This window comes from Polaromonas sp. C04, from assembly GCF_002002705.1.
Classification (GTDB): Bacteria; Pseudomonadota; Gammaproteobacteria; order Burkholderiales; family Burkholderiaceae_C; genus Rhodoferax_A.
Genome location: NZ_MUNS01000033.1, coordinates 28691 through 49653, shown reverse-complemented (window position 1 = coordinate 49653; position 20963 = coordinate 28691). Strand labels below are relative to the sequence as shown.

Here is a 20963-nt window from a genome sequence, read left to right as displayed (position 1 = left end):
TTCGTGCGGGCTTTTTCATGCCTGCCTCTTCAAGCAGGCAGGCATCGCGAATTGCGACGGCAAATCAGCCTGTAAAGGGTGAAAATACAGATCCATCGCCAACCACGATGACAAAGGGCCGAAATCCACCTTCCGGCGCTTATTCATGAAGCCCACCGAACGCAACTTTGCCCGCCGCATTGACCTGACCTCGCTGCAACTCTTTGTGGCGGTGTGCGAGCTCGGCAGCATCGGCCGGGCCGCCGAGCGCGAGTTCATCGCCACCTCGGCCGTGAGCAAGCGGCTCAGCGACCTCGAGGCCACGCTGGATACGCCGCTCCTGTACCGCCACACGCGCGGCGTCGACCTGACCCCGGCCGGCGAGAGCCTGCTGCACCACGCCCGCTCGGTGCTGTTCAGCCTGGAAAAGATGCAGGGCGAACTCAGCGAGTACGCCGACGGCGTGCGCGGCCACGTGCGCGTGCACGCCAATATTTCCGCCATCGTGCAGTTCCTGCCCGAAGACCTGGGTACCTTCGTGCGCGAGCACGAGCAGGTCAAGATCGACCTGGAAGAGCATCTCAGCATGGACGTGATCCGCGCCGTGCAGGAAGGCGCCGCCGATCTGGGCATCTGCAACACCGCCGTGCTGGGTGCCAGCGGCCCGGGCGAGCTGCAAACGCGGCCCTACCGGCACGACCGTTTGGTGCTTATTGTGCCCAAAGCCCATGTGCTGTCTGCACTTTCAGCTATCAATTTTATAGAAACACTGGATTTTGACCATGTCGGCCTGCACGCCACCAGCTCGATCTACCTCGCCATGCGGCAGGCCGCGGCGCAGGCCGGGCGCACCATCCGGCTGCGCATCCGCGTGACCGGGCTGGACGCCATGTGCCGCATGATCCACAACGGCCTGGGCGTCGGCGTGATTCCACGGCGCGCCTTCGAGTTGATGCAGGGCGTCGGCGATCTGGCCTGCGTGCCCTTGAACGACGACTGGGCGCTGCGCCAGATCGACCTGGTGGCGCGCGACTTCGCCACCTTGCCCATCACCGCACGCCTGCTGGTCGAGCACCTCGGCGCACGCGCCGCGCCGCAGCCATAAAATTACTTCAGCCACAAGGAAACCACCTCATGGGACGCACTCTCTACGACAAAATCTGGGACGAACACGTCGTTCACACCGAGGAAGACGGCACCGCCATCCTCTACATCGACCGGCATCTGGTGCACGAAGTCACCAGCCCGCAGGCCTTCGAAGGCCTGCGCCAGGCAGGCCGCAAGGTCTGGCGCGTCAGCTCCATCGTCGCGACGGCCGACCACAACACGCCCACCACCGGCTGGGAACTGGGCTACGACGGCATTACCGACCCGATCAGCCGCGAGCAGGTCACCACGCTGGACCACAACATCGCCGAATCGGGCGCAGCCGCCTACTTTCCCTTCCTCTCCAAACGCCAGGGCATCGTGCATGTGATCGGCCCGGAGAACGGTGCCACCCTGCCCGGCATGACGGTGGTCTGCGGCGACTCGCACACCTCGACCCACGGCGCGTTCGGCGCGCTGGCACACGGCATCGGCACCAGCGAGGTCGAGCACGTGCTGGCCACGCAAACCCTGCTGGCGAAAAAGGCCAAAAATATGCTGGTCAGGGTGAACGGCACGCTGGCGCGCGGCATCACCGCGAAGGACATCGTGCTGGCCATCATCGGCAAGATCGGCACCGCTGGCGGCACCGGCTACACCATCGAATTCGGCGGCGCGGCGATCCGCGCGCTCAGCATGGAAGGCCGCATGACGGTCTGCAACATGGCGATCGAAGCCGGCGCGCGCGCCGGGCTGGTGGCCGTGGACGAAAAAACCATCGCCTACCTGAAGGGCCGCCTGCTCGCGCCCACCGGTGTGGAGTGGGACCAGGCCTGCGCCTACTGGGCGACGCTGCAGTCCGATGCCGACGCCCGCTTCGACATGGTGGTCGAGCTCGACGCCGCCGACGTCGTCCCGCAGGTGACCTGGGGCACCTCGCCCGAAATGGTGCTGGGTATCGACGGCCGCGTGCCCGACCCGGACAAGGAAAAAGACGCCAACAAGCGCGGCGCGATCGAACGCGCGCTGACCTACATGGGCCTGGCACCCAACAAGGCCATCGGCGACGTCTACATCGACAAGGTCTTCATCGGCTCGTGCACCAATTCGCGCATCGAAGACATGCGCGAGGCCGCGGCGATGGTGAAAAAACTGGGGCAAAAGGTAGCAAAAAACGTCAAGCTCGCCATGGTGGTGCCGGGCTCCGGCCTGGTCAAGGAACAGGCCGAGCGCGAGGGGCTCGATGCCATTTTCAAGGCCGCCGGCTTCGAATGGCGCGAACCGGGCTGTTCCATGTGCCTGGCCATGAACGCCGACCGGCTCGAGCCCGGCGAGCGTTGCGCCTCCACCAGCAACCGCAATTTCGAGGGTCGCCAGGGCACCGGCGGGCGCACCCACCTGGTCAGCCCCGCGATGGCCGCTGCCGCCGCGGTGCACGGCCATTTTGTCGACATCCGCCGGTTTTCCTGAAGCTTTGCGGGGCAGACCAAGAATTGCGGAGCAATTTTGCTCTGTCCTCAACTGACTAGAGATAGACAAACATCATGCAAAAATTTATCGTACACAAGGGCCTGGTGGCGCCGATGGATCGCGAAAACGTCGATACCGACGCGATCATCCCCAAGCAGTTCCTCAAATCCATCCGCAAGACCGGCTTCGGCCCGAATCTGTTCGACGCCTGGCGCTACCTGGACCCCGGCTTTCCCGGCCAGGACCCGGCCACACGCCGGCCGAACCCCGACTTTGTGCTGAACCAGCCACGCTACCAGGGCGCGTCCATCCTGCTGGCGCGCAAGAATTTCGGCTGCGGCTCCTCGCGCGAACACGCGCCCTGGGCGCTGGATCAGTACGGCTTTCGCGCCATCATCGCGCCCTCTTACGCCGACATCTTTTTTAACAATTGCTTCAAGAACGGCCTGCTGCCCATCGTGTTGAGCGAGGCGCAGGTCGGCCAGCTGTTCGACGAAGCCGCGGCCTTCCCCGGCTACGCGCTGACGGTGGACCTGGCGCGTCAGGTCGTCATCAAGCCGCAGGGCGAAGAGCTGCCGTTCGACGTGCAGCCGTTTCGCAAGCATTGCCTGCTGGGCGGCCTTGACGACATTGGCCTGACGCTGCTGCAGTCCGACAAGATCCGGTCCTTCGAAGCCCAGCGTTTGGCACAGAAACCATGGCTAGCCCATACCACGCTTGCACAGTAAGCTACCAATTTAATAGTAATCAAAGAAAAACCGGATAAAACCATGAAAATTGCAGTACTGCCGGGTGACGGCATCGGGGTTGAGATCGTGGCCGAAGCCGTCAAGGTGCTGGAAGTCCTCGATCTCCCGTTCGAGATGGAATCCGCACTGGTCGGCGGCGCCGCCTACGAAGCCCATGGCCACCCGCTGCCAGAGTCCACGCTCCGGCTGGCCAAGGCCGCCGACGCGATACTGTTCGGCGCCGTGGGCGACTGGAAATTCGACAAGCTGGAGCGTGCGCTGCGCCCCGAGCAGGCGATTTTGGGCCTGCGCAAAAATCTGGGCCTGTTTGCCAATTTCCGCCCGGCCATTTGCTACGAGCAGTTGGTCGGCGCATCGAGCCTGAAGCCCGAATTGATCGCCGGGCTGGACATCCTGATCATCCGCGAACTGACGGGCGATATTTATTTTGGCCAGCCCCGTGGTCGCCGCACCGCCGTCGATGGCCACTTCCCCGGTACCGAGGAAGCCTTCGACACCATGCGCTATTCGCGCCCGGAAATCGAACGCATCGCGCACGTCGCGTTCCAGGCGGCGCGCAAACGCAGCAAACGCGTCACCAGCGTGGACAAGGCCAATGTGCTGGAAACCTTCCAGTTCTGGAAGGACGTGGTCACCGAGGTTGGCAAGGAATACCCCGACGTGGCGCTCGACCACATGTACGTGGACAACGCGGCCATGCAACTGGTCAAGGCGCCCAAGAAGTTCGACGTGGTGGTCACCGGCAACATGTTCGGCGACATTCTGTCCGACGAGGCGGCGATGCTGACCGGCTCGATCGGCATGCTGCCCTCGGCCTCGCTCAACGCCAGCAATCAGGGCCTGTACGAGCCCAGCCACGGCAGCGCGCCCGACATTGCCGGCCAAGGCATCGCCAATCCATTGGCTACAATATTGTCTGCTGCCATGATGCTCCGCTTTTCACTCAACCAGCCCCAGGCTGCCGACCGTATCGAGTCGGCCGTGAAGGACGTGCTCGCCTCGGGCTTGCGCACGGCGGACATTTATTCCGATGGCACCACCAAGGTGGGAACCCGTGAAATGGGTGACGCGGTAGTGGTTGCCATTACCAAGAAGACAACCAAAGGCTGACTCGGCCCGGTTCGTCACGCCTTCCCGGCTCGACGAGCCGGGCGACCAAAACCGTTGGGAACCCGGCCTGCCGCAAATGGCCGCCGTGAATCCCAAAGTGATTTGAAACGAAAGGGCGATGTGATGAAGGTTGGTAATCTCGTAGGGTTGGTGGGCTGGCGCGGCATGGTCGGCTCCGTGCTGCTGGACCGCATGCAGGCGGAAGGCGACTTCGGTCTGATCGAGCCGGTGTTTTTCTCGACCTCCAACGCGGGCGGCAAGGCCCCGGCACAGGCGAAGAACGAGTCCACATTGAAGGACGCCCACGACATTGCCGCGCTCAAGAAGTGCGACATCATCATCACCGCCCAGGGCGGTGACTACACCACCGAGATTTTCCCCAGGCTACGCGCGGCGGGCTGGAACGGCCACTGGATCGACGCCGCCTCCACCCTGCGCATGAAGGATGACGCCATCATCATCCTGGATCCGGTGAACCTGCCGGTCATCAAGAACGCGCTGGCCAAGGGCGGCCAGAACTGGATCGGCGGCAACTGCACCGTGAGCTGCATGCTGATGGGTGTGGGCGCGCTGTACAAGGCCGGCCTGGTCGAGTGGATGACCGCCATGACCTATCAGGCCGCATCCGGCGGTGGCGCCCAGCACATGCGCGAGCTGCTGACCCAGTTCGGCACGCTGAACCACGAAGTGCGCGCCCTGCTGGACGATCCCAAGTCGGCCATTCTGGAGATCGACCGCAAGATCCTGGCCCGCCAGCAGTCGCTGTCTGCCGCCGAGACCGCCCACTTCGGTGTGCCGCTGGCCGGTTCGCTGATTCCCTGGATCGACAAGGATCTGGGTATCGGGAAAAACTCGGACGATGCCGAGTGGGGCGTGAGCAAGGAAGAATGGAAGGCCGGCGCCGAGACCAACAAGATTCTGGGCCAGGGCGCCGCGTTCGGAACACCGCACACCCCCGTCGACGGCTTTTGCGTGCGCATCGGCGCGATGCGCTGCCACAGCCAGGCGCTGACCTTCAAACTCAGGAAAAACGTCCCGACCGCCGACATCGAGGCCCTGATCGCCGCCGACAACGCCTGGGTCAAGGTGGTGCCGAACACGCGCGAAGCGACCATTCACGACCTGACGCCGGTGGCGGTGACGGGCACGCTGGGCATCCCGGTCGGGCGTATTCGCAAGCTTGCGATGGGCCCCGAGTATCTGGGCGCTTTCACCGTCGGCGACCAGTTGCTCTGGGGCGCCGCCGAGCCGCTGCGGCGCATGCTGCGCATCCTGCTGGACGCCTGAGTCGGGACCGGCCACCGGCAGTAGGCGCGGAGCCCTAACGGCAGCCGTTGTCGTTTGGCAACAACCTCGTGCACGTAAGTGGCGACTAGTTGCGTACGCGCAGAGCTAAAAACCGGTCTCGCCTTGTCAGGCTAAGACATTGATGTTACTGTCAAATTTCAGTATTAAGTACTTAGGCGTTCCTCCCAATGATGCGAAAAAAATTGTCTGCCAGCCCAGCCTTTGTTGCTCAGAAATCAGTGAAAAAACCACGTGGCTGGCAGGCGGGCGCCGTCGCGGCCGCCATCGCCGTGTCTTTTGGTCTTGCCGGCGCCGACGCCCACGCGCTGGCACTGGGCCGCCTGACGGTCCAGTCGGCCCTGGGTGAGCCGCTGCGCGCCGAAATCGACATTCCGGACATCAACGCCGAAGAAGCCGCCAGCCTGCGCGCCACCGTGGCCTCTCCCGACGCCTTCAAGGCGGCCGGCCTCGAATACAACCCCGCCGTTTCCCGTTTGCAGATCAGCCTGCAGCGACGCCCCGATGGACGCTCCTACTTGAGTCTGCGCAGCGATCGCGCCGTCAACGACCCGTTCATCGACGTCATCCTCGAAGCCAACTGGTCGACCGGGCGCATCGTGCGCGACTACACGATGCTGTTCGACCCGAACATGACGCGGCAGCTGGCTCCGGTTCAGCCAACGGCGCCCCAGACTTCTGCCGCAGCTGCCATGCCACCAGCACCTGCCATGGCGGCACCGTCAGCGCGCCGCGCGCCGACCCGCCCCGCGCCGGCGCCAGCGCCGCGCGCTGCGAGTCCGGCGCCGTCGGGTGCCGGCAACCAGGTGACGGTGAACCGGGGCGACACGGCCGGCAGAATTGCGGCCGCCAACAAGCCGGACAATGTGTCGCTGGACCAGATGCTGGTCGCCCTTTTGCGGACCAATCCCCAGGCCTTCATCGACGGCAACGTGAACCGGATCAAGGCCGGTGCGGTGCTAACGCTGCCCGATGCGCAGCAGGCTGGCGCCACGCCGGCGGGTGAGGCGAAAAAGACCATCATCGCGCAGAGCCGGGATTTCAACGAATTCCGCCACAAGCTGGCCGAGAGTGCACCCACCACGCAGATGGCGGCAGCAGACCGCAAGGCCGGTGGGCAGCTGCAGGCCAATGTCGAAGAGAAGGCCCCTGCCGCCACTTCACCGGACAAGCTGACGCTCTCCAAGGGAGCGGTGCAGGGCAAGGCGGCCGAAGAAAGCACGCTCGCCGCCCGCAAGGCCAAGGATGCCGACGCGCGCGTGGCCGAACTGTCAAAAAACATCACCGAGCTGAGCAAGCTGGAAGCAGCCTCGACCGCCGCTGGCTCGGCACCCGCCCTGGCCGCCAGTGCCGCAACGGGTGGTGTGGCGGTCGCCGCCGGCGGGGCCAGCCCGGCCGCTTCGGCCGCAGCAGCCGCGACGGCGGCCTCCGAGGCCGTGGCACCCGTGGCCGCAGCCGCCAGCGCTGCGGTAGCGCCGGCGCCTGCCGTGGTCGCGTCGGCTCCGGCCCCCGCCAAGGTGGCGCCCACACCGGCGCCCGAGACCAGTTTCATGAGCGAACTGCTCGACAACCCCCTGGTTCCAGTGGCGGCCGGCGGCCTGATCGCCCTGTTGGCAGGCTTTGGCTTTTACCGGGCACGCCAGCGCAAGAAGGCGGGCCAGGTGGACAGCTCCTTTCTGGAGAGCCGCCTGCAGCCCGACTCGTTCTTCGGCTCCAGCGGTGGCCAGAGCGTTGACACCACCAAGGCGGCAGTCCCCAGCTCGTCCATGGTGTACTCCGCCAGCCAGCTCGATGCCGCGGGCGACGTCGACCCCGTGGCCGAGGCCGATGTGTACCTGGCCTATGGCCGTGACCTGCAGGCCGAGGAAATCCTCAAGGAAGCCATCCGCACCAATCCGTCGCGCGTCGCGATTCATGTCAAATTGCTGGAAATCTACGCCAAGCGGCGTGATGTCAAGACCTTCGAGGTGGTCGCCACCGAAGCCTACAACCTGACGGCGGGCGAGGGCCCCGAGTGGGAGCAGATCTGCAAACTTGGGCAGGATCTCGACCCGGCGAACCCCCTGTACCAGCCCGGCGGCCATCCGTCCGCGCAAGACGGCGCACCGGCTTTCGGCAAGACGCCTGTCGACGACATGGTCAGCACCATGCCGCGCACCCTGCAGCCCGCGCTGTCCCAGTCACCGGTACCCCTCGATCTTGACCTCGACTTCTCGGCCGACGATGCGCCAGCGCCGCCCACGGCAAGCCGGCCGGGCGTCGGCATGGACGACGTGGCGCCGCACATGCAACCCGCAGAGCCCACGGTCACCATCAATGCCCCCACCTCGGCGGCAGTACCGCTGGACATGGATTTCAGCGCCGCCACGTCCGGCTTTCAGCACTCGGTCGCCGCCGCCGATGCTGCGCCGGTACATAACTCCGGCATGATCGAGTTCGACATGAATTCGCTGTCGCTGGATCTGGACACCGCGCCGACCGATGCAGCCCCGCTCGCATCCCCTGAGTCCGCCCATGAATCCGTCCACGACCCGCTGGTCACCAAACTGGCGCTGGCCGAAGAGTTCCGCGCCATTGGCGATTCGGACGGCGCACGCGCGCTGGCCGAAGAAGTCATCGCCCAGGCATCGGGTAGCCTGAGGGCTAGAGCCCAGCAGTTGATTGCCGAGCTCCGCTGATCGTGGACGCGCCCGCTCTTCTTTCAGCCCCGTCGTGGTGAGGCTGGCGCTAGGCATCAGCTACAACGGACAGGCCTACGAGGGCTGGCAAAGCCAGCTCTCGGGCCGTACGGTTCAGGACAAGCTCGAGACGGCTCTCGCTCGCTTCACCCGGACGCCCGTCTCCACACTCTGCGCGGGGCGCACCGATGCCGGTGTGCACGGTCTGATGCAGGTGGTGCATTTCGACACCACACTGCGGCGCGAACCCTTCTCGTGGGTGCGCGGCACCAACACTTACCTGCCCCCCGACATTGCGGTGCAATGGGCACACAAGGTGCCCGACGCGTTTCATTGCCGCGCCAGCGCGATCGCCCGGCGCTACGCTTACGTGCTGCTTGAGTCGCCGGTTCGGCCCAGCGTGGAGGCGGGACGCGTGGGCTGGACCATGTATCCGCTCGACGGGGATGCGATGCGTCTGGCGGCCCGGCATCTGGTGGGCGAGCATGACTTCACGTCGTTCCGGGCCTCGGCCTGCCAGGCCAGATCGCCCGTTAAAATCATGAACAGCATCGAGATTCAGCGGCGCGGCACGACTCAAGCCGGGTACTGGCGCTTTGAATTCGAAGCCAATGCGTTCTTGCACCACATGATCCGCAACATCATGGGCTGCCTGGTCGCGATCGGCCAGGGCCGCCAGCCACCCGACTGGATACAGACCGTGCTGGCCGCGCGCGACCGCGATGCCGCCGCCCCCACCTTCTCGCCCGACGGTTTGTACTTTCTGGGGCCGGTGTACGAAGACCGCTGGGGCCTGCCGGCCCGTGCGGCTGCGTATGATTGGCTTCCATGACCACCCAGCAGCAAAGGACCAGGATCAAGATCTGCGGCCTGACGCGCGAGCAGGACGTGGATGCGGCCGTGGCCGCCGGGGCCGACGCCGTGGGCTTTGTGCTGTACCCGCCCAGCCCGCGTTATGTCACGCCCGCGCGCGCGCTGGAACTGTCCCGGCGCCTGCCGCCGTTTGTCACGCCCGTGCTGCTGTTCGTCAACGAGGACGCTACTAAAATAATAGCTGCCTGCCAAGACATTCCGGGGGCTACAGTTCAATTTCATGGTGAAGAGACGCCCGGGGACTGCGACCGCATCGCGCGCCCCTACCTCCGTGCCGCGCGGATTCCGCTGGACGCGGCGGCGGCAGGCTTTGACCTCGTAAAATACGCCCAGGACTACTCAAACGCCCAGGCCATCCTGCTCGACGCCCATGTCGACGGCTATGGCGGCGGCGGCAAGGCATTCAATTGGTCACTTCTACCTCCAAGCGTCGACGCTCACCTCGTCTTGAGTGGTGGGTTGAATGCTGCCAACGTGATCGATGGCATCTTGCAGGTCAGGCCGCGTTGCAGGACGCTGGCCGTTGATGTGAGTTCCGGCGTCGAGATCCGCAAGGGGATCAAGAGCGCGGAGAAGATCAACCAGTTCGTTGCCGCCGTGCGCGCGGCCGACGAACAATTTGCAAAGTCAAACCATGTTCCAGTACCAGCAACCTGATCCGACGGGCCACTTCGGGATTTACGGCGGCAGTTTCGTCAGCGAGACACTGACCCACGCCATCAACGAGCTGAAAGACGCCTACGCGAAGTACCAGCACGACCCCGCCTTCATTGACGAATTCAAATACGAGCTCGCGCACTACGTTGGCCGGCCCTCGCCGATTTACCACGCCGCGCGCACCAGCCGCGAGACGGGCGGTGCGCAGATTTATCTCAAGCGCGAGGATCTGAACCACACCGGCGCGCACAAGATCAACAATGTGATCGGGCAGGCCATGCTGGCGCGGCGCATGGGCAAGCCGCGCATCATTGCCGAGACCGGTGCCGGCCAGCACGGCGTGGCCACCGCCACCATCTGCGCGCGCTATGGGCTCGAATGCGTGGTCTACATGGGCTCCGAAGACGTCAAGCGCCAGAGCCCGAACGTGTACCGCATGAACCTGCTGGGCGCTACCGTGGTACCGGTCGAATCGGGCAGCAAAACGCTGAAAGACGCGCTGAACGAAGCCATGCGCGACTGGGTCGCGAACGTGGACAACACCTTCTACATCATCGGCACGGTGGCCGGGCCGCACCCCTACCCGACCATGGTGCGCGACTTCCAGAGCGTGATCGGCGAGGAATGCCTGACGCAGATGCCCGAGATGACGGGCGGCAGGCAGCCCGATGTGGTGGTTGCCTGCGTGGGCGGTGGAAGCAATGCGATGGGCATCTTCTACCCCTATATTGCGCACGAAGCCACGCGCCTGATCGGCGTCGAGGCCGCCGGCGAAGGGCTGGACAGCGGCCGCCATTCGGCCTCGATCCTGCGCGGCAGCCCCGGCGTGCTGCACGGCAACCGCACCTACCTGCTGCAGAACGAGGACGGCCAGGTGACCGAAACGCACAGCATCAGCGCCGGCCTGGACTACCCCGGCGTCGGCCCCGAACATGCCTACCTGGCCGACATCGGGCGTGCCGAGTACGTCGGCATCACCGACGCCGAAGCGCTGGCAGCCTTCCACTACCTGTGCCGCACCGAAGGCATCATCCCGGCCCTCGAATCGAGCCACGCCGTGGCTTACGCCATGAAACTCGCGAAAACCATGACCCCGGACCAGACCATCCTGGTCAACCTCTCGGGTCGCGGCGACAAGGACATCGGCACGGTGGCCGACCTGGCGGGGGTGGACTTCTACGACCGGCCGTCGATGCGCGGCCTGCAAGTGAAAGGAGGCAGGGCATGAACAGCCCCCACGTTCATCACTTCGTGTATTCACTGCCCCCCGAGGGGGCGCGCGCCGCCCTTGAGACGGCTCGTCGGGAGGCGCCATGAGCCGCATTGCCGCCACCTTCGCAGCCCTCCAGAAGGACGGGCGCCGCGCGCTCATTCCCTACGTCACGGCCGGTTTCCCCTATGCCGACATCACGCCGCAGCTGATGCACGGCATGGTGGCCGCCGGCGCCGACGTGATCGAGCTGGGGGTGCCCTTCTCCGACCCGATGGCCGACGGCCCGGTGATCCAGAAAGCCGGCGAAGCGGCACTCGCGTCTGGCGTCGGCATGAAGCAGGTGCTGGCCATGGTCGGCACCTTTCGCGAGAAGGACACCACCACGCCCGTGGTGCTGATGGGCTACGCCAATTCGGTCGAGCACTACGGTCTGGTGCACGGCCCCGATGCCTTCATCCGTGATGCTGCGGCCGCGGGCGTCGATGGCTTGCTGGTCGTCGACTACCCGCCCGAGGAGTGTGAGGACTTCGCGGCCCGGCTGCGCGGCGCCGGCATCGACCTGATCTTCCTGCTGGCACCGACCTCTACCTCCGAGCGCATGGCGCAGGTCGCGCGCATCGCCAGCGGCTACGTCTACTATGTCTCGCTCAAGGGTGTGACGGGCGCCGGCCACCTCGACACCGAAGCGGTCGGCCGCATGATCCCGCGCATCCGCGAGCATGTGGGCATTCCGGTGGGCGTGGGCTTCGGCATCCGCGACGCGCGCACGGCGCAAGCCATCGGCTCGGCCGCCGATGCGGTGGTGATCGGCACGAAGATCATCCAGTTGATCGACGGCCAGCCGCGCGAGCAGGTCGTGCCCGTGGCGCGCGCGTTCCTGGCCGGCATCCGCGAGGCGCTCGATGCCCTGCCCGCCGCCACGGCCAAGAATGCCGCTGGCCGATAATCCCATCCACAGGAGCATTGAACCCATGAGTTGGCTAGAAAAACTTCTTCCCCCCAAAATCCAGCAAACCGACCCGGCGGACCGCCGTAGCGTGCCCGAAGGCCTGTGGATCAAGTGCCCAAGCTGCGAAACGGTGCTCTACAAGACCGATCTGGAGCAGAACCAGAACGTGTGCCCGAGCTGCGGCCACCACCACCGCATCGGTGCGCGCGCGCGGCTCAATGTGTTCCTCGATCCGGAAGGCCGCTACGAGATCGGCCAGGAGGTCCTGCCAGTGGACGCGCTCAAGTTCAAGGACAGCCGCAAATACCCCGAGCGCCTGAAAGAAGCGCTGGAAAACACCGGCGAGACCGATGCGCTGGTGGTCATGGGCGGCGCGGTGCACAGCATCAGCGTGGTGGTGGCGTGCTTCGAGTTTGACTTCATGGGCGGCAGCATGGGCAGCGTGGTGGGCGAGCGCTTTGTGCGCGGCGTGCACGCGGCGATCGAGCAAAAGGTGCCCTTCATCTGCTTTACCGCCACCGGCGGCGCGCGCATGCAGGAAGGCCTGCTGAGCCTGATGCAGATGGCCAAGACGAATGCCTCCTTGACCCGGCTGGCCAAGAAAGGCCTGCCCTACATCAGCGTGCTGACCGACCCGACCATGGGCGGCGTCAGCGCCGGCTTTGCCTTCGTGGGCGACGTGGTGATGGCCGAGCCCAAGGCGCTGATCGGTTTTGCCGGCCCGCGCGTGATCGAGTCCACGGTGCGCGTGACCCTGCCCGAAGGCTTTCAGCGCGCCGAATTCCTGCAGCAAAAAGGCGCGATCGACCTCATTTGCGACCGCCGCGAGCTGCGCAAGACCATCGCCAGCACGCTGGCCATGCTGCTGCGCCAGTCGGCGGACGCGGTGGCTTGACGGCGGCGCCGTTTGTGAGCCCCCACGCTTGCCACTGCGTGTACTGCGCCGGGCTCGCGTAGCGTCCGTGCGCGCAGCTGTACAGTGGAGCGAGCCCATGCCGGGCCTACGCTATGCACGTGCCGAGGCATGACGCTTCGGCCCGGCCCCGAGGGGGCCGAACTTGCTCGGGGCGACCCTTCGCGGCGTTCGGCGTTCCCGGCTCAGTGCAGCACGGCCGCCTGGATAGTCCACCACACCATCGACGCCACCTGCAGCAACACCAGCAGCACCAGCGGTGACAGGTCGATTCCCCCGACCAGCGGAACGATGCGCCGGATCGGGCGCAATAGCGGCTCGCACAAACGCTCGATCACATGGAACAGCGGTGAGCCGCCGGTTTGCACCCAGGACATCACGGCATACACGATCAACAGGCCCGTCAGCCCCGAAATCACCAGCCGTACCAGGCCAAAGGCGGCCAGTACCGGCAGAAAAATCAGCGCACTCTCGGCGCCAGCCAGCAGCCACAGCACGATGTACTGTGCCAGCACCAGCAGGAAAGCGCCCGCCAGGCTCGCCAGATCCCAGCGCCCCGGCGCAGGCACGACGCGCCGCAGCGGCAGCACCAGCCAGTCGGTCAGCGCAAACACAAAGCGCCCCACCGGATTGCCAAAGGGCACGCGCTGGTACTGCATGTACAGGCGCAGCAGGCAGGCGCCGCCCAGCAGGCCGATGGTCACGTCGAGCAGGAAGGAGATGATTTGGTAAGGCATGGGTGCAAGTCGATCAGGTCATGGGATGATAGCGGCCAGAAGTGACTTATCGATGTAGCGATGCCCCCTGCGCTCACCCTCTCCTCTCTGCCGCTGTTTCCGCTGGGCACCGTTCTTTTCCCCGGCGGGGTGCTGCCACTGCGCATTTTCGAGGTGCGCTATCTCGACATGATCGGCAAATGCCACCGGGCCGGCGCCCCGTTTGGCATCGTCAGCCTGACGCAGGGCCCGGAAGTGCGGGTGCCGGGCGTCCAGGAGGCCTTCTGCGACGTGGGCACCCTGGCCACCATCACCGAGCTGGCGACACCGCAAGCGGGGTTGCTGCAAATCCGCTGCACCGGCGCCCAGCGCTTTCGAATCAGCCGCCGCGAGCGGCTCAAACACGGATTGTGGGTCGCCGAAGTGCAGCGAATCGACGACGACATGACGGTACCCATACCCGATGATCTTCAGGGTACAGCCGACGCGCTGCGCCAGCTGATCCAGGCGCTGCAGCTGCGCGAGCCCGCGCCGGCACCAATGCCGCTGCAGGAACCATGGCAGCTCGACAACTGCGGCTGGGTCGCCAATCGCTGGTGCGAACTGCTGCCGCTGCCGTTAGAACTCAGGCAACGCCTGATGGCGCTGGAGAACCCGCTGGTGCGGCTGGAACTGGTGAGCGACCTGCTGACGCGGGCCGGTATCCCGCACTGATTCCAGGCCGCGCACGCCAAAAACCTAAAATAGGCAGTTTTGGCGAAAATTTCTTCGCAAACGCAGCCTTTACTGCGGCATTTCCATAGCGGCCTTCATTCATGTCTGACCACCAAACCCCTTCGGCGCCCGTCGCCGCGCCTGACGAAAACCTGCTGATCCTGGAGCGGCGCGAAAAACTCAAGGCCATCCGCCAGCGCCAGCGCGAGGGCAGGGGCGTCGCCTTCCCCAACGACTTCAAGCCGACCGACCATGCCGCCGCGTTATTCGCCGCGCACGACGGTAAAAGCACGGAAGAACTGGCGGCACTGGGCATCCCCGCCAAGATCGCCGGGCGCATGATGCTCAAGCGCGTCATGGGCAAGGCCAGCTTCGCGACGCTGCAGGACAGCACCGGGCGCATCCAGATCTACGTCACGCGCGATGCCGTCGGCGAAGATCTGTACGCGCGCTTCAAGCATTGGGATCTGGGCGATATCGTGGCCGCCGAGGGCCAGGTCTTCAAGACCAAGACCGGCGAGCTATCGATCCACGCCAGCAACGTGCGACTGCTGACCAAAAGCCTGCGCCCCATGCCCGACAAGTTCCACGGCATGGCCGACCAGGAAACCAAGTACCGCCAGCGCTACGTGGACCTGATGACCGACGAGTCGGCGCGCGAGCGCTTCAAGGCACGCAGCCGGGCCGTCAGCGCGATCCGCGACTTTATGGTGGCGAACGACTTTCTGGAGGTCGAGACGCCCATGCTGCACCCCATTCCCGGGGGCGCCAACGCCAAGCCGTTCAAGACGCACCACAACGCGCTGGATCAGGAAATGTTCCTGCGCATCGCGCCCGAGCTGTACCTCAAGCGCCTGATCGTGGGCGGCTTCGAGCGCGTGTTCGAAATCAACCGCAGCTACCGCAACGAAGGTATCTCGGTGCGCCACAACCCCGAGTTCACCATGATGGAGTTCTACGCGGCGTACTGGAACTACCTGGACTTGATGAGCTTCACCGAAGCCATCATCCGCAATGTGGCGCAGAAAACCCTGGGCACGCTGCAGCTCCAGTACGGCGGCAAGCCGGTGGACCTGTCGCAGCCATTCGAGCGGCTCACCATCGTCGAAGCCATTCTCAAACACACCGACGCCGGCGCCCACGTGAACGATGCCGCCTGGCTGACCAACGCGCTCAAAAAGCTGGGGCTGTCAGAGGCGAAAAACAAACTCTCGAGCCGCTCGCTGCCCAGCCTGCAGGTGCTGTACTTCGAAGAGGCCGTGGAAGAAAAGCTCTGGCAGCCGACCTTCATCATGGAGCACCCGACCGAGATTTCACCGCTGGCGCGCGCCAACGACGAACGCCCCGAAGTCACCGAGCGCTTCGAGCTCTACATCACCGGGCGCGAATTCGGCAATGGCTTTTCCGAGCTCAACGACGCCGAAGACCAGGCGGCGCGCTTTCAGGCGCAGGTGGCGGCCAAGGACAGCGGCGACGACGAAGCCATGTTCTACGACCACGACTTCGTGCGTGCCCTCGAGTACGGCATGCCGCCCACCGGCGGCTGCGGCATCGGCATCGACCGCCTGATGATGCTGCTGACCGACAGCCCCAGCATCCGCGACGTGATTTTGTTCCCTGCCTTGCGACGGGAATCATGAGACCAGTGAATTTGCCAGATCAGCCGGGCGTCGCAGGCGAGGCGCCATTTCTGGCCTCCTGCACCGGCATCCGAAGGTCATCCAGATAGTCGCGCGCGATATTCACGGTGTCCGCCACCCCGAACGACTTGTAGTGCTTGCCCAGCCACTGTTGGGTGCACTGGATGCCGAGGTCGCGCAGGGCAAGGATCAGCTTGCCGTCGGTCGATGACTTGGTGGATGCGTGGTACTCCTCCAGCACCTCGCCGCCGTCGATGCGGTGCATCAGCACATTCTTGTAGCGCGCGGGATCGAGCTTGCCATCGGCCAGCAGGCGCTTGACGAAGGCGATGGCGCGCATCTCGGCGATCAGGGCGCCGTTGAAGGTGATCTCGCTGGTCCGGTCCATGATTTCGGCGGCGGTGGTGGGCAGCTTGTCGCGCTTGATCGGGTTGAGCTGCACCAGCAATACATCGCGGCTCTCGCATTGGTAGATCAGGGGGTGGATCGCGGGGTTGCCCGAGTAGCCGCCGTCCCAGTAGTGGTGGCCCTCGATCTCGACCGCCCGGAACACCATGGGCAGGCAGGCCGAGGCCATGACCGCGCTGGCGGTCAGCCGCTTGCCCGAAAACACCTCGGCCTTGCCGGTCTGCACGCAAGTGGCCACCACGAACACCCGGGTGCCCTTGTGCGCCGCCAGCCGCTCGAAATCGATCTGGCTCTCCAGGAATTTCATCAGGGGATTGATATCGAACGGATTGCTCTGGTAAGGCGACACCGAGCCCGCCCAGAAGCTGGTCATGGCATCGGTCCAGAGTTGGGCGGGGGAGCTGCCGCCGCTCAAGCTGCCCAGCCCGCCAAATAGCAGATCGAACGGCGCACGCTGCGCTTGCGAAATGGACGACGACACGGCGCCCATGTCGACGATGCCGTTCCAGAAGTGGGCCAGCGCGGCACGCGCGGCCTCACGCGGGTCGGCACCGGGCTTGTCGGCGGCCTGGGCCAGGCCATGTGCCAGTGCCACCGCATTCATGGCGCCTGCGCTGGTGCCGCTGATGCCTTCAATGTCGATGCGGCCATCTTCCAGCAGCGCGTCCAGCACGCCCCAGGTGAAGGCGCCGTGGGAGCCGCCGCCCTGCAGGGCCAGGTTGATGCGGCGGGAGTCGGATGTATGGGTCGGGTTCATGCTGCAAGGGTAGCAAGATTCGAAGACGGTGGCAGCGACGCACGTGACGGACAATAGGCGCCTTCACCCCATGCACACCCTGAAATACCTGTCGGGCTACCCGGACGACGTGAAAGCGCAGGTGCACCGGCTCGTCCAGCAAAGCCGCCTGGGCGAGCTCCTGCTCAAAAAATACCGCACGGCCGCGCATGGCATCCGCACCGACCGGGCGCTGTACGACTATGTGATGGCGCTCAAGAACGACTTCCTGCGCAGTTCCGAGCCCCTGAGCAAGGTCGCCTTCGACAGCAAGCTGCACGTCATCCAGCACGCCCTGGGCACGCACAGCACGGTGTCACGGGTGCAGGGCGGCAAGCTCAAGTCCAAGCGCGAAATCCGTGTCGCGACCCTGTTCAGGGACGCGCCGGCCGGGTTCCTGAAGATGATCGCGGTGCACGAGTTGGCGCACCTCAAGGAAAAGCAGCACGACAAGGCCTTCTACCAGCTCTGCACTCACATGGAACCCGACTACCACCAGTTGGAGTTCGACCTGCGCCTGTACCTGACGCACCTCGATCTGGTGGGCACGCTGGCGTGGCCCGGGGCGGCCGGCGCCGAGGCGTCAGGGCAGTAAATCCAGCGCGTGCATGTAGGCCGGCTGCACCATCAGCGCGTCCCAGGCCAGCGGTGGTGCGAGCGGCAGCAGCGCGCGCCGGCGCTCTTCGCTGGCCTCCATCGGATGCCACTGCCCGCGCAGCTGCGCCACGACCAGGCCGTCCAGCAGGCCGTCCACCTCTTTGCCGTCGCCCATGCTCTGGTTGCACAGCAACACCAAATCGCAGCCCGCGGCGAGTGCCGCCACGGCCGCCTCCGTGTAGCTCACGGGCCGGCCATCGAGCAGACGCGCCCCGGCCATGCTGAGGTCGTCGCTGAAAATCGCGCCGCCAAAGCCCAGGCGGCCGCGCAGAATGTCGCCCAGCCATTTGGACGAAAAACCGGCCGGCCGGGCATCGACCTTGGGGTAGATCACGTGGGCCGGCATGACGCTGGACAGCGTGCTACTGAGCCACTGGTACGGCGCCGCATCGTCGGCCAGGATGGCCTTCAGGCTGCGCCGGTCCACGGGCACGTCGGTGTGCGAGTCGGCCCGCACGAAGCCATGGCCCGGGAAGTGTTTGCCGCAGTTGGCCATGCCGCTTTGCAAGAGGCCGTGCATCAGGCTCTTGGCCAGCAACGCCACCACGCGCGGATCGCGCCCAAAGGCACGGTCGCCGATGACGCTGCTCGCGCCAAAGTCCAGATCCAGTACCGGGGTAAAGCTGAAGTCCACGCCGCAGGCGCGCAGCTCGGCGCCGAGCACGTAGCCGCAGGCGGTGGCCGCGTTGGTGGCTTCCATTGGCTGCGTCAGCCACAGCTCGCCCAGCGCACGCATGGGCGGCAGATGGGTGAAGCCGTCGGTCCTGAAGCGCTGCACGCGGCCGCCCTCGTGGTCCACGCAGATCAGCAGGTCCTGGCGGATCTTCTTGATGTCGCGGCACAAGGCCGTGAGCTGCGCGCGGTCTTGCCAGTTGCGCGCGAACAGGATGATGCCGCCGGTCAAGGGATGCTTGAGGCGGCGGCGGTCGGCCTTGCTCAGCGTCAGGCCGGCGATGTCGATGATGAGGGGGGCGTGCTGGGACATGGGGCGTGTTCTGGTAAAAGAGAGATTGCTACTATTTTAATAGCTATATGCGAAGTGCCCATATGGGCTACAGGCACATTTTCTATATTTTTTCAATCACGCAGAAGCTCGCCGCGTAATCGGTCTCGTCGGTCACGCTGACGTGCGCGCTCAGGCCCTGTGCTTCAAACCAGGTTTTCAGGCCGCCGTGCAGCACGATGCAGGGCTTGCCGCTGGCGAGTTTGTCCACCTCGCACAGACGCCAGCTCATCGGCAGGCGCATGCCCAGACCAATCGCCTTACTGAAGGCTTCCTTGGCCGAAAAGCGGGTCGCCAGGTAGCGGATGCCGCGCTCGGGCCAGCGTGCGCTGCGCGCTTGCCAGGTGGCGAACTCGACGTCGCTGAGGATTTTGTGCGCAAAGCGCTCGCCGTGGCGCTCCACGCTGGCGCGGATGCGGCGCACGTCGCAGATGTCGGTACCGATGCCGTAGATCACGCGCGCCTCACGCGAAGGCCTGGGCTATGCAGCGCAGGTACTCCTTCACCGTGGCGGCATAGCCCAGCTCCAGCGCGTCGGCCATCAGCGCATGGCCAATCGAGACTTCGCGCACGCCGTGTACCTGCTTCAAAAAGGCGGTGAGGTTGTCGCGGTTCAGGTCGTGGCCGGCGTTGACCTCCAGACCCGCGTCAAGCGCGGCCTGCGCCGCGCGGGCGAACCGCTCCAGCTGCGCGGCTTGCCCGGGCGTGCCCCACGCCGCGGCATAGGGCTCGGTGTACAGCTCGACTCGGTCGGCGCCCACGGCCCGGGCGGCGGCCATGGCTTGCGGCTCGGCGTCCATGAACAGGCTGACGCGCACGCCCAGCGCATGGGCCTCGGCAATCAGCGGGTGCAGCCGCTCGCCGTCGCGCGCCAGATCCCAGCCGTGGTCGCTGGTGGGCTGGTCCTCGGAATCCGGGACCAAGGTGCACTGCTGCGGCCGCTGCGCGCGCACGAAGCCCATCAGGTTCTGGAACGGGTTGCCTTCGATGTTGAATTCGCGATCCGGCCAGGCTTTCAGCAGCTCGGCCAGCTCCCGCACGTCGTGCGGCCGGATATGCCGCTCATCGGGCCGCGGATGCACCGTGATGCCCTGCGCCCCGGCCTGCAGGCACAGCTGGGCCGCGCGCGTGACGCTGGGAAAGCCCAGGTTGCGCCGGTTGCGCACCTGCGCCACGAGGTTGACATTGACTGACAGCGCCGTTTTTTTCATAGCGATTGGATATCCAGCATCATCTGCCGCGTCTTGAGGGTGGCGACACCGCAATGGTAGTGCAGCAGCGTGCGCAATTGGGGTTTGAGCTCCGCCATCACCTCGGCACAGGCGCGCAGCGTGGCGGTAAACGGCGCCTCGTTGTCCAGCGAATGCTGCAGCGCGGCCCACTGCGCACCGCTCAGGCTGGCCCGATCCTGCGCGTTGCTCTGGCGCAGGCCGCCCTCCGGCACCAGAACATAGCGCGTGTCCGCCTCAAGCGCGCCCAGCGTCATGGTCTGCGCATCGAGCAGCGGCAGCAGGCCGATCTCGCGCAGCAGCAGCAGCTCGAAGGCGCGCAGCGCGGGTTGCAGCGCCTCGCCATGCTCGGACGCCAGCACCTGCACCACGGCGCCATAGCTGTCGAACAGCCTCTGGTGCGGGTCGTCGCGGGCCAGCAGGCGCAGCAGCAGCTCGTTGAGGTAGTAGCCCGACAGAAGCGCGTCGCCGGTGGGCATCACATGGCCGCCGACCCATTCCGCGCCCTTGAGGGTGTGAATTTCGGCGTCGCCGCCTGCGCCAAGCGAATACGTGACGCGCAGCGGCTGCAGCGGCAGCAGCACCGGTCGAAAGCTGGAACTGGGCCGCTTGGCCCCCTTGGCCACCAGCGCGACCCGGCCCTGCTGGCGCGTGAACACTTCGAGAATCAGGCTCGACTCGCTCCAGTCGTAGCGGTGCAGCACATAGGCCGGCTCGTCGGAGATGCGCTTCGCCGCGACCATTCACCCACCCTTTCCAGCGAACGCCGCGGAACCGGCTTTGCCGGGCCGCTGGCGTTGCCCCCTGCAAGGGGGGGGGAGGCTACGCGAAGCGAGCAA

The 20963-nt window shown here is 65.5% G+C and carries 20 protein-coding genes; 14 read left to right on the top strand and 6 right to left on the bottom strand.

The annotated features are described in order from the left end of the window. The first annotated feature begins 145 nt into the window (after positions 1–145). The 11 genes from B0E49_RS12910 to accD all read left to right on the top strand — a co-directional run bounded on the left by B0E49_RS12910 (position 146) and on the right by accD (position 12964). Positions 146–1084, top strand: a complete 939-nt coding sequence (locus B0E49_RS12910) for a LysR family transcriptional regulator (protein WP_077562609.1) — start codon at positions 146–148, stop codon at positions 1082–1084. A gap of 29 nt (positions 1085–1113) precedes the next feature. Then, positions 1114–2535, top strand: a complete 1422-nt coding sequence (gene leuC / locus B0E49_RS12905) for a 3-isopropylmalate dehydratase large subunit (RefSeq protein ID WP_077562608.1) — start codon at positions 1114–1116, stop codon at positions 2533–2535. Between the two features lie 74 nt (positions 2536–2609). After that, entirely contained in the window at positions 2610–3263 is a 654-nt protein-coding gene (leuD, locus tag B0E49_RS12900) for a 3-isopropylmalate dehydratase small subunit (RefSeq protein ID WP_077562607.1), read from the top strand. Between the two features lie 42 nt (positions 3264–3305). Further along, positions 3306–4394 carry a 3-isopropylmalate dehydrogenase gene (leuB, locus tag B0E49_RS12895; RefSeq protein WP_077562606.1) on the top strand — a complete coding sequence of 363 codons (1089 nt, stop codon included), beginning with the start codon at positions 3306–3308 and terminating at the stop codon, positions 4392–4394. A 123-nt stretch (positions 4395–4517) separates the two neighbouring features. Continuing rightward, entirely contained in the window at positions 4518–5681 is a 1164-nt protein-coding gene (gene asd, locus B0E49_RS12890; RefSeq protein ID WP_077562605.1) for an aspartate-semialdehyde dehydrogenase, read from the top strand. Between the two features lie 239 nt (positions 5682–5920). Then, positions 5921–8377, top strand: coding sequence for a motility hub landmark protein FimV (locus tag B0E49_RS12885; RefSeq protein ID WP_353647355.1), 2457 nt, complete (start codon positions 5921–5923; stop codon positions 8375–8377). Between the two features lie 37 nt (positions 8378–8414). Next, positions 8415–9209 (top strand): tRNA pseudouridine(38-40) synthase TruA, encoded by a 795-nt coding sequence (gene truA, locus B0E49_RS12880; protein ID WP_077562682.1) that lies wholly within the window; start codon positions 8415–8417, stop codon positions 9207–9209. Next, positions 9206–9907 carry a phosphoribosylanthranilate isomerase gene (locus tag B0E49_RS12875; RefSeq protein WP_077562603.1) on the top strand — a complete coding sequence of 234 codons (702 nt, stop codon included), beginning with the start codon at positions 9206–9208 and terminating at the stop codon, positions 9905–9907. The genes truA and B0E49_RS12875 overlap by 4 nt, the downstream gene beginning before the upstream one ends. After that, on the top strand, positions 9885–11135 hold the full coding sequence (trpB, locus tag B0E49_RS12870; RefSeq protein WP_077562602.1) for a tryptophan synthase subunit beta: 1251 nt from the start codon (positions 9885–9887) through the stop codon (positions 11133–11135). The genes B0E49_RS12875 and trpB overlap by 23 nt, the downstream gene beginning before the upstream one ends. An 85-nt stretch (positions 11136–11220) precedes the next feature. Further along, positions 11221–12066: a tryptophan synthase subunit alpha gene (gene trpA / locus B0E49_RS12865; RefSeq protein WP_077562601.1), complete on the top strand. Its 846-nt coding sequence runs from the start codon at positions 11221–11223 to the stop codon at positions 12064–12066. Between the two features lie 25 nt (positions 12067–12091). Next, entirely contained in the window at positions 12092–12964 is an 873-nt protein-coding gene (accD, locus tag B0E49_RS12860) for an acetyl-CoA carboxylase, carboxyltransferase subunit beta (RefSeq protein WP_077562600.1), read from the top strand. A gap of 203 nt (positions 12965–13167) precedes the next feature. On the opposite strand, the gene B0E49_RS12855 is transcribed toward accD, so the two are convergent. After that, positions 13168–13719 carry a YggT family protein gene (locus B0E49_RS12855; protein WP_077562599.1) on the bottom strand — a complete coding sequence of 184 codons (552 nt, stop codon included), beginning with the start codon at positions 13717–13719 and terminating at the stop codon, positions 13168–13170. A gap of 60 nt (positions 13720–13779) precedes the next feature. Between B0E49_RS12855 and B0E49_RS12850 the strand changes: the two genes are divergently transcribed. Both B0E49_RS12850 and lysS read left to right on the top strand, forming a co-directional pair. After that, on the top strand, positions 13780–14412 hold the full coding sequence (locus B0E49_RS12850) for an LON peptidase substrate-binding domain-containing protein (RefSeq protein ID WP_077562598.1): 633 nt from the start codon (positions 13780–13782) through the stop codon (positions 14410–14412). Between the two features lie 101 nt (positions 14413–14513). Next, the gene (gene lysS / locus B0E49_RS12845) at positions 14514–16052 is read left to right on the top strand and encodes a lysine--tRNA ligase (RefSeq protein ID WP_077562597.1); all 1539 of its coding nucleotides are present in this window, start codon (positions 14514–14516) and stop codon (positions 16050–16052) included. 19 nt (positions 16053–16071) lie between these two features. Here the strand turns inward: lysS and B0E49_RS12840 are convergent, their stop codons facing one another. Then, positions 16072–17217 carry a patatin-like phospholipase family protein gene (locus B0E49_RS12840; protein ID WP_077562596.1) on the bottom strand — a complete coding sequence of 382 codons (1146 nt, stop codon included), beginning with the start codon at positions 17215–17217 and terminating at the stop codon, positions 16072–16074. Positions 17218–17287: 70 nt separating this feature from the next. On the opposite strand from B0E49_RS12840, the gene B0E49_RS12835 reads away from it, so the two are divergent. Then, positions 17288–17830, top strand: coding sequence for a YgjP-like metallopeptidase domain-containing protein (locus B0E49_RS12835; protein WP_077562595.1), 543 nt, complete (start codon positions 17288–17290; stop codon positions 17828–17830). Here B0E49_RS12835 and nagZ read toward each other — a convergent pair. The 4 genes from nagZ to recO form a co-directional block, all read right to left on the bottom strand. After that, positions 17819–18877: a beta-N-acetylhexosaminidase gene (gene nagZ, locus B0E49_RS12830; RefSeq protein ID WP_077562594.1), complete on the bottom strand. Its 1059-nt coding sequence runs from the start codon at positions 18875–18877 to the stop codon at positions 17819–17821. The two genes, B0E49_RS12835 and nagZ, sit on opposite strands and share 12 nt — an antisense overlap. Before the next feature lie 82 nt (positions 18878–18959). Next, positions 18960–19352, bottom strand: coding sequence for a holo-ACP synthase (gene acpS, locus B0E49_RS12825; RefSeq protein WP_077562593.1), 393 nt, complete (start codon positions 19350–19352; stop codon positions 18960–18962). A 7-nt stretch (positions 19353–19359) separates the two neighbouring features. Next, complete coding sequence (locus B0E49_RS12820; protein WP_077562592.1) at positions 19360–20106, bottom strand: pyridoxine 5'-phosphate synthase; 747 nt, start codon at positions 20104–20106, stop codon at positions 19360–19362. Continuing rightward, positions 20103–20867 (bottom strand): DNA repair protein RecO, encoded by a 765-nt coding sequence (gene recO, locus B0E49_RS12815; protein ID WP_077562591.1) that lies wholly within the window; start codon positions 20865–20867, stop codon positions 20103–20105. Before recO ends, B0E49_RS12820 begins: the two co-directional genes overlap by 4 nt. Positions 20868–20963 lie beyond the last annotated feature (96 nt).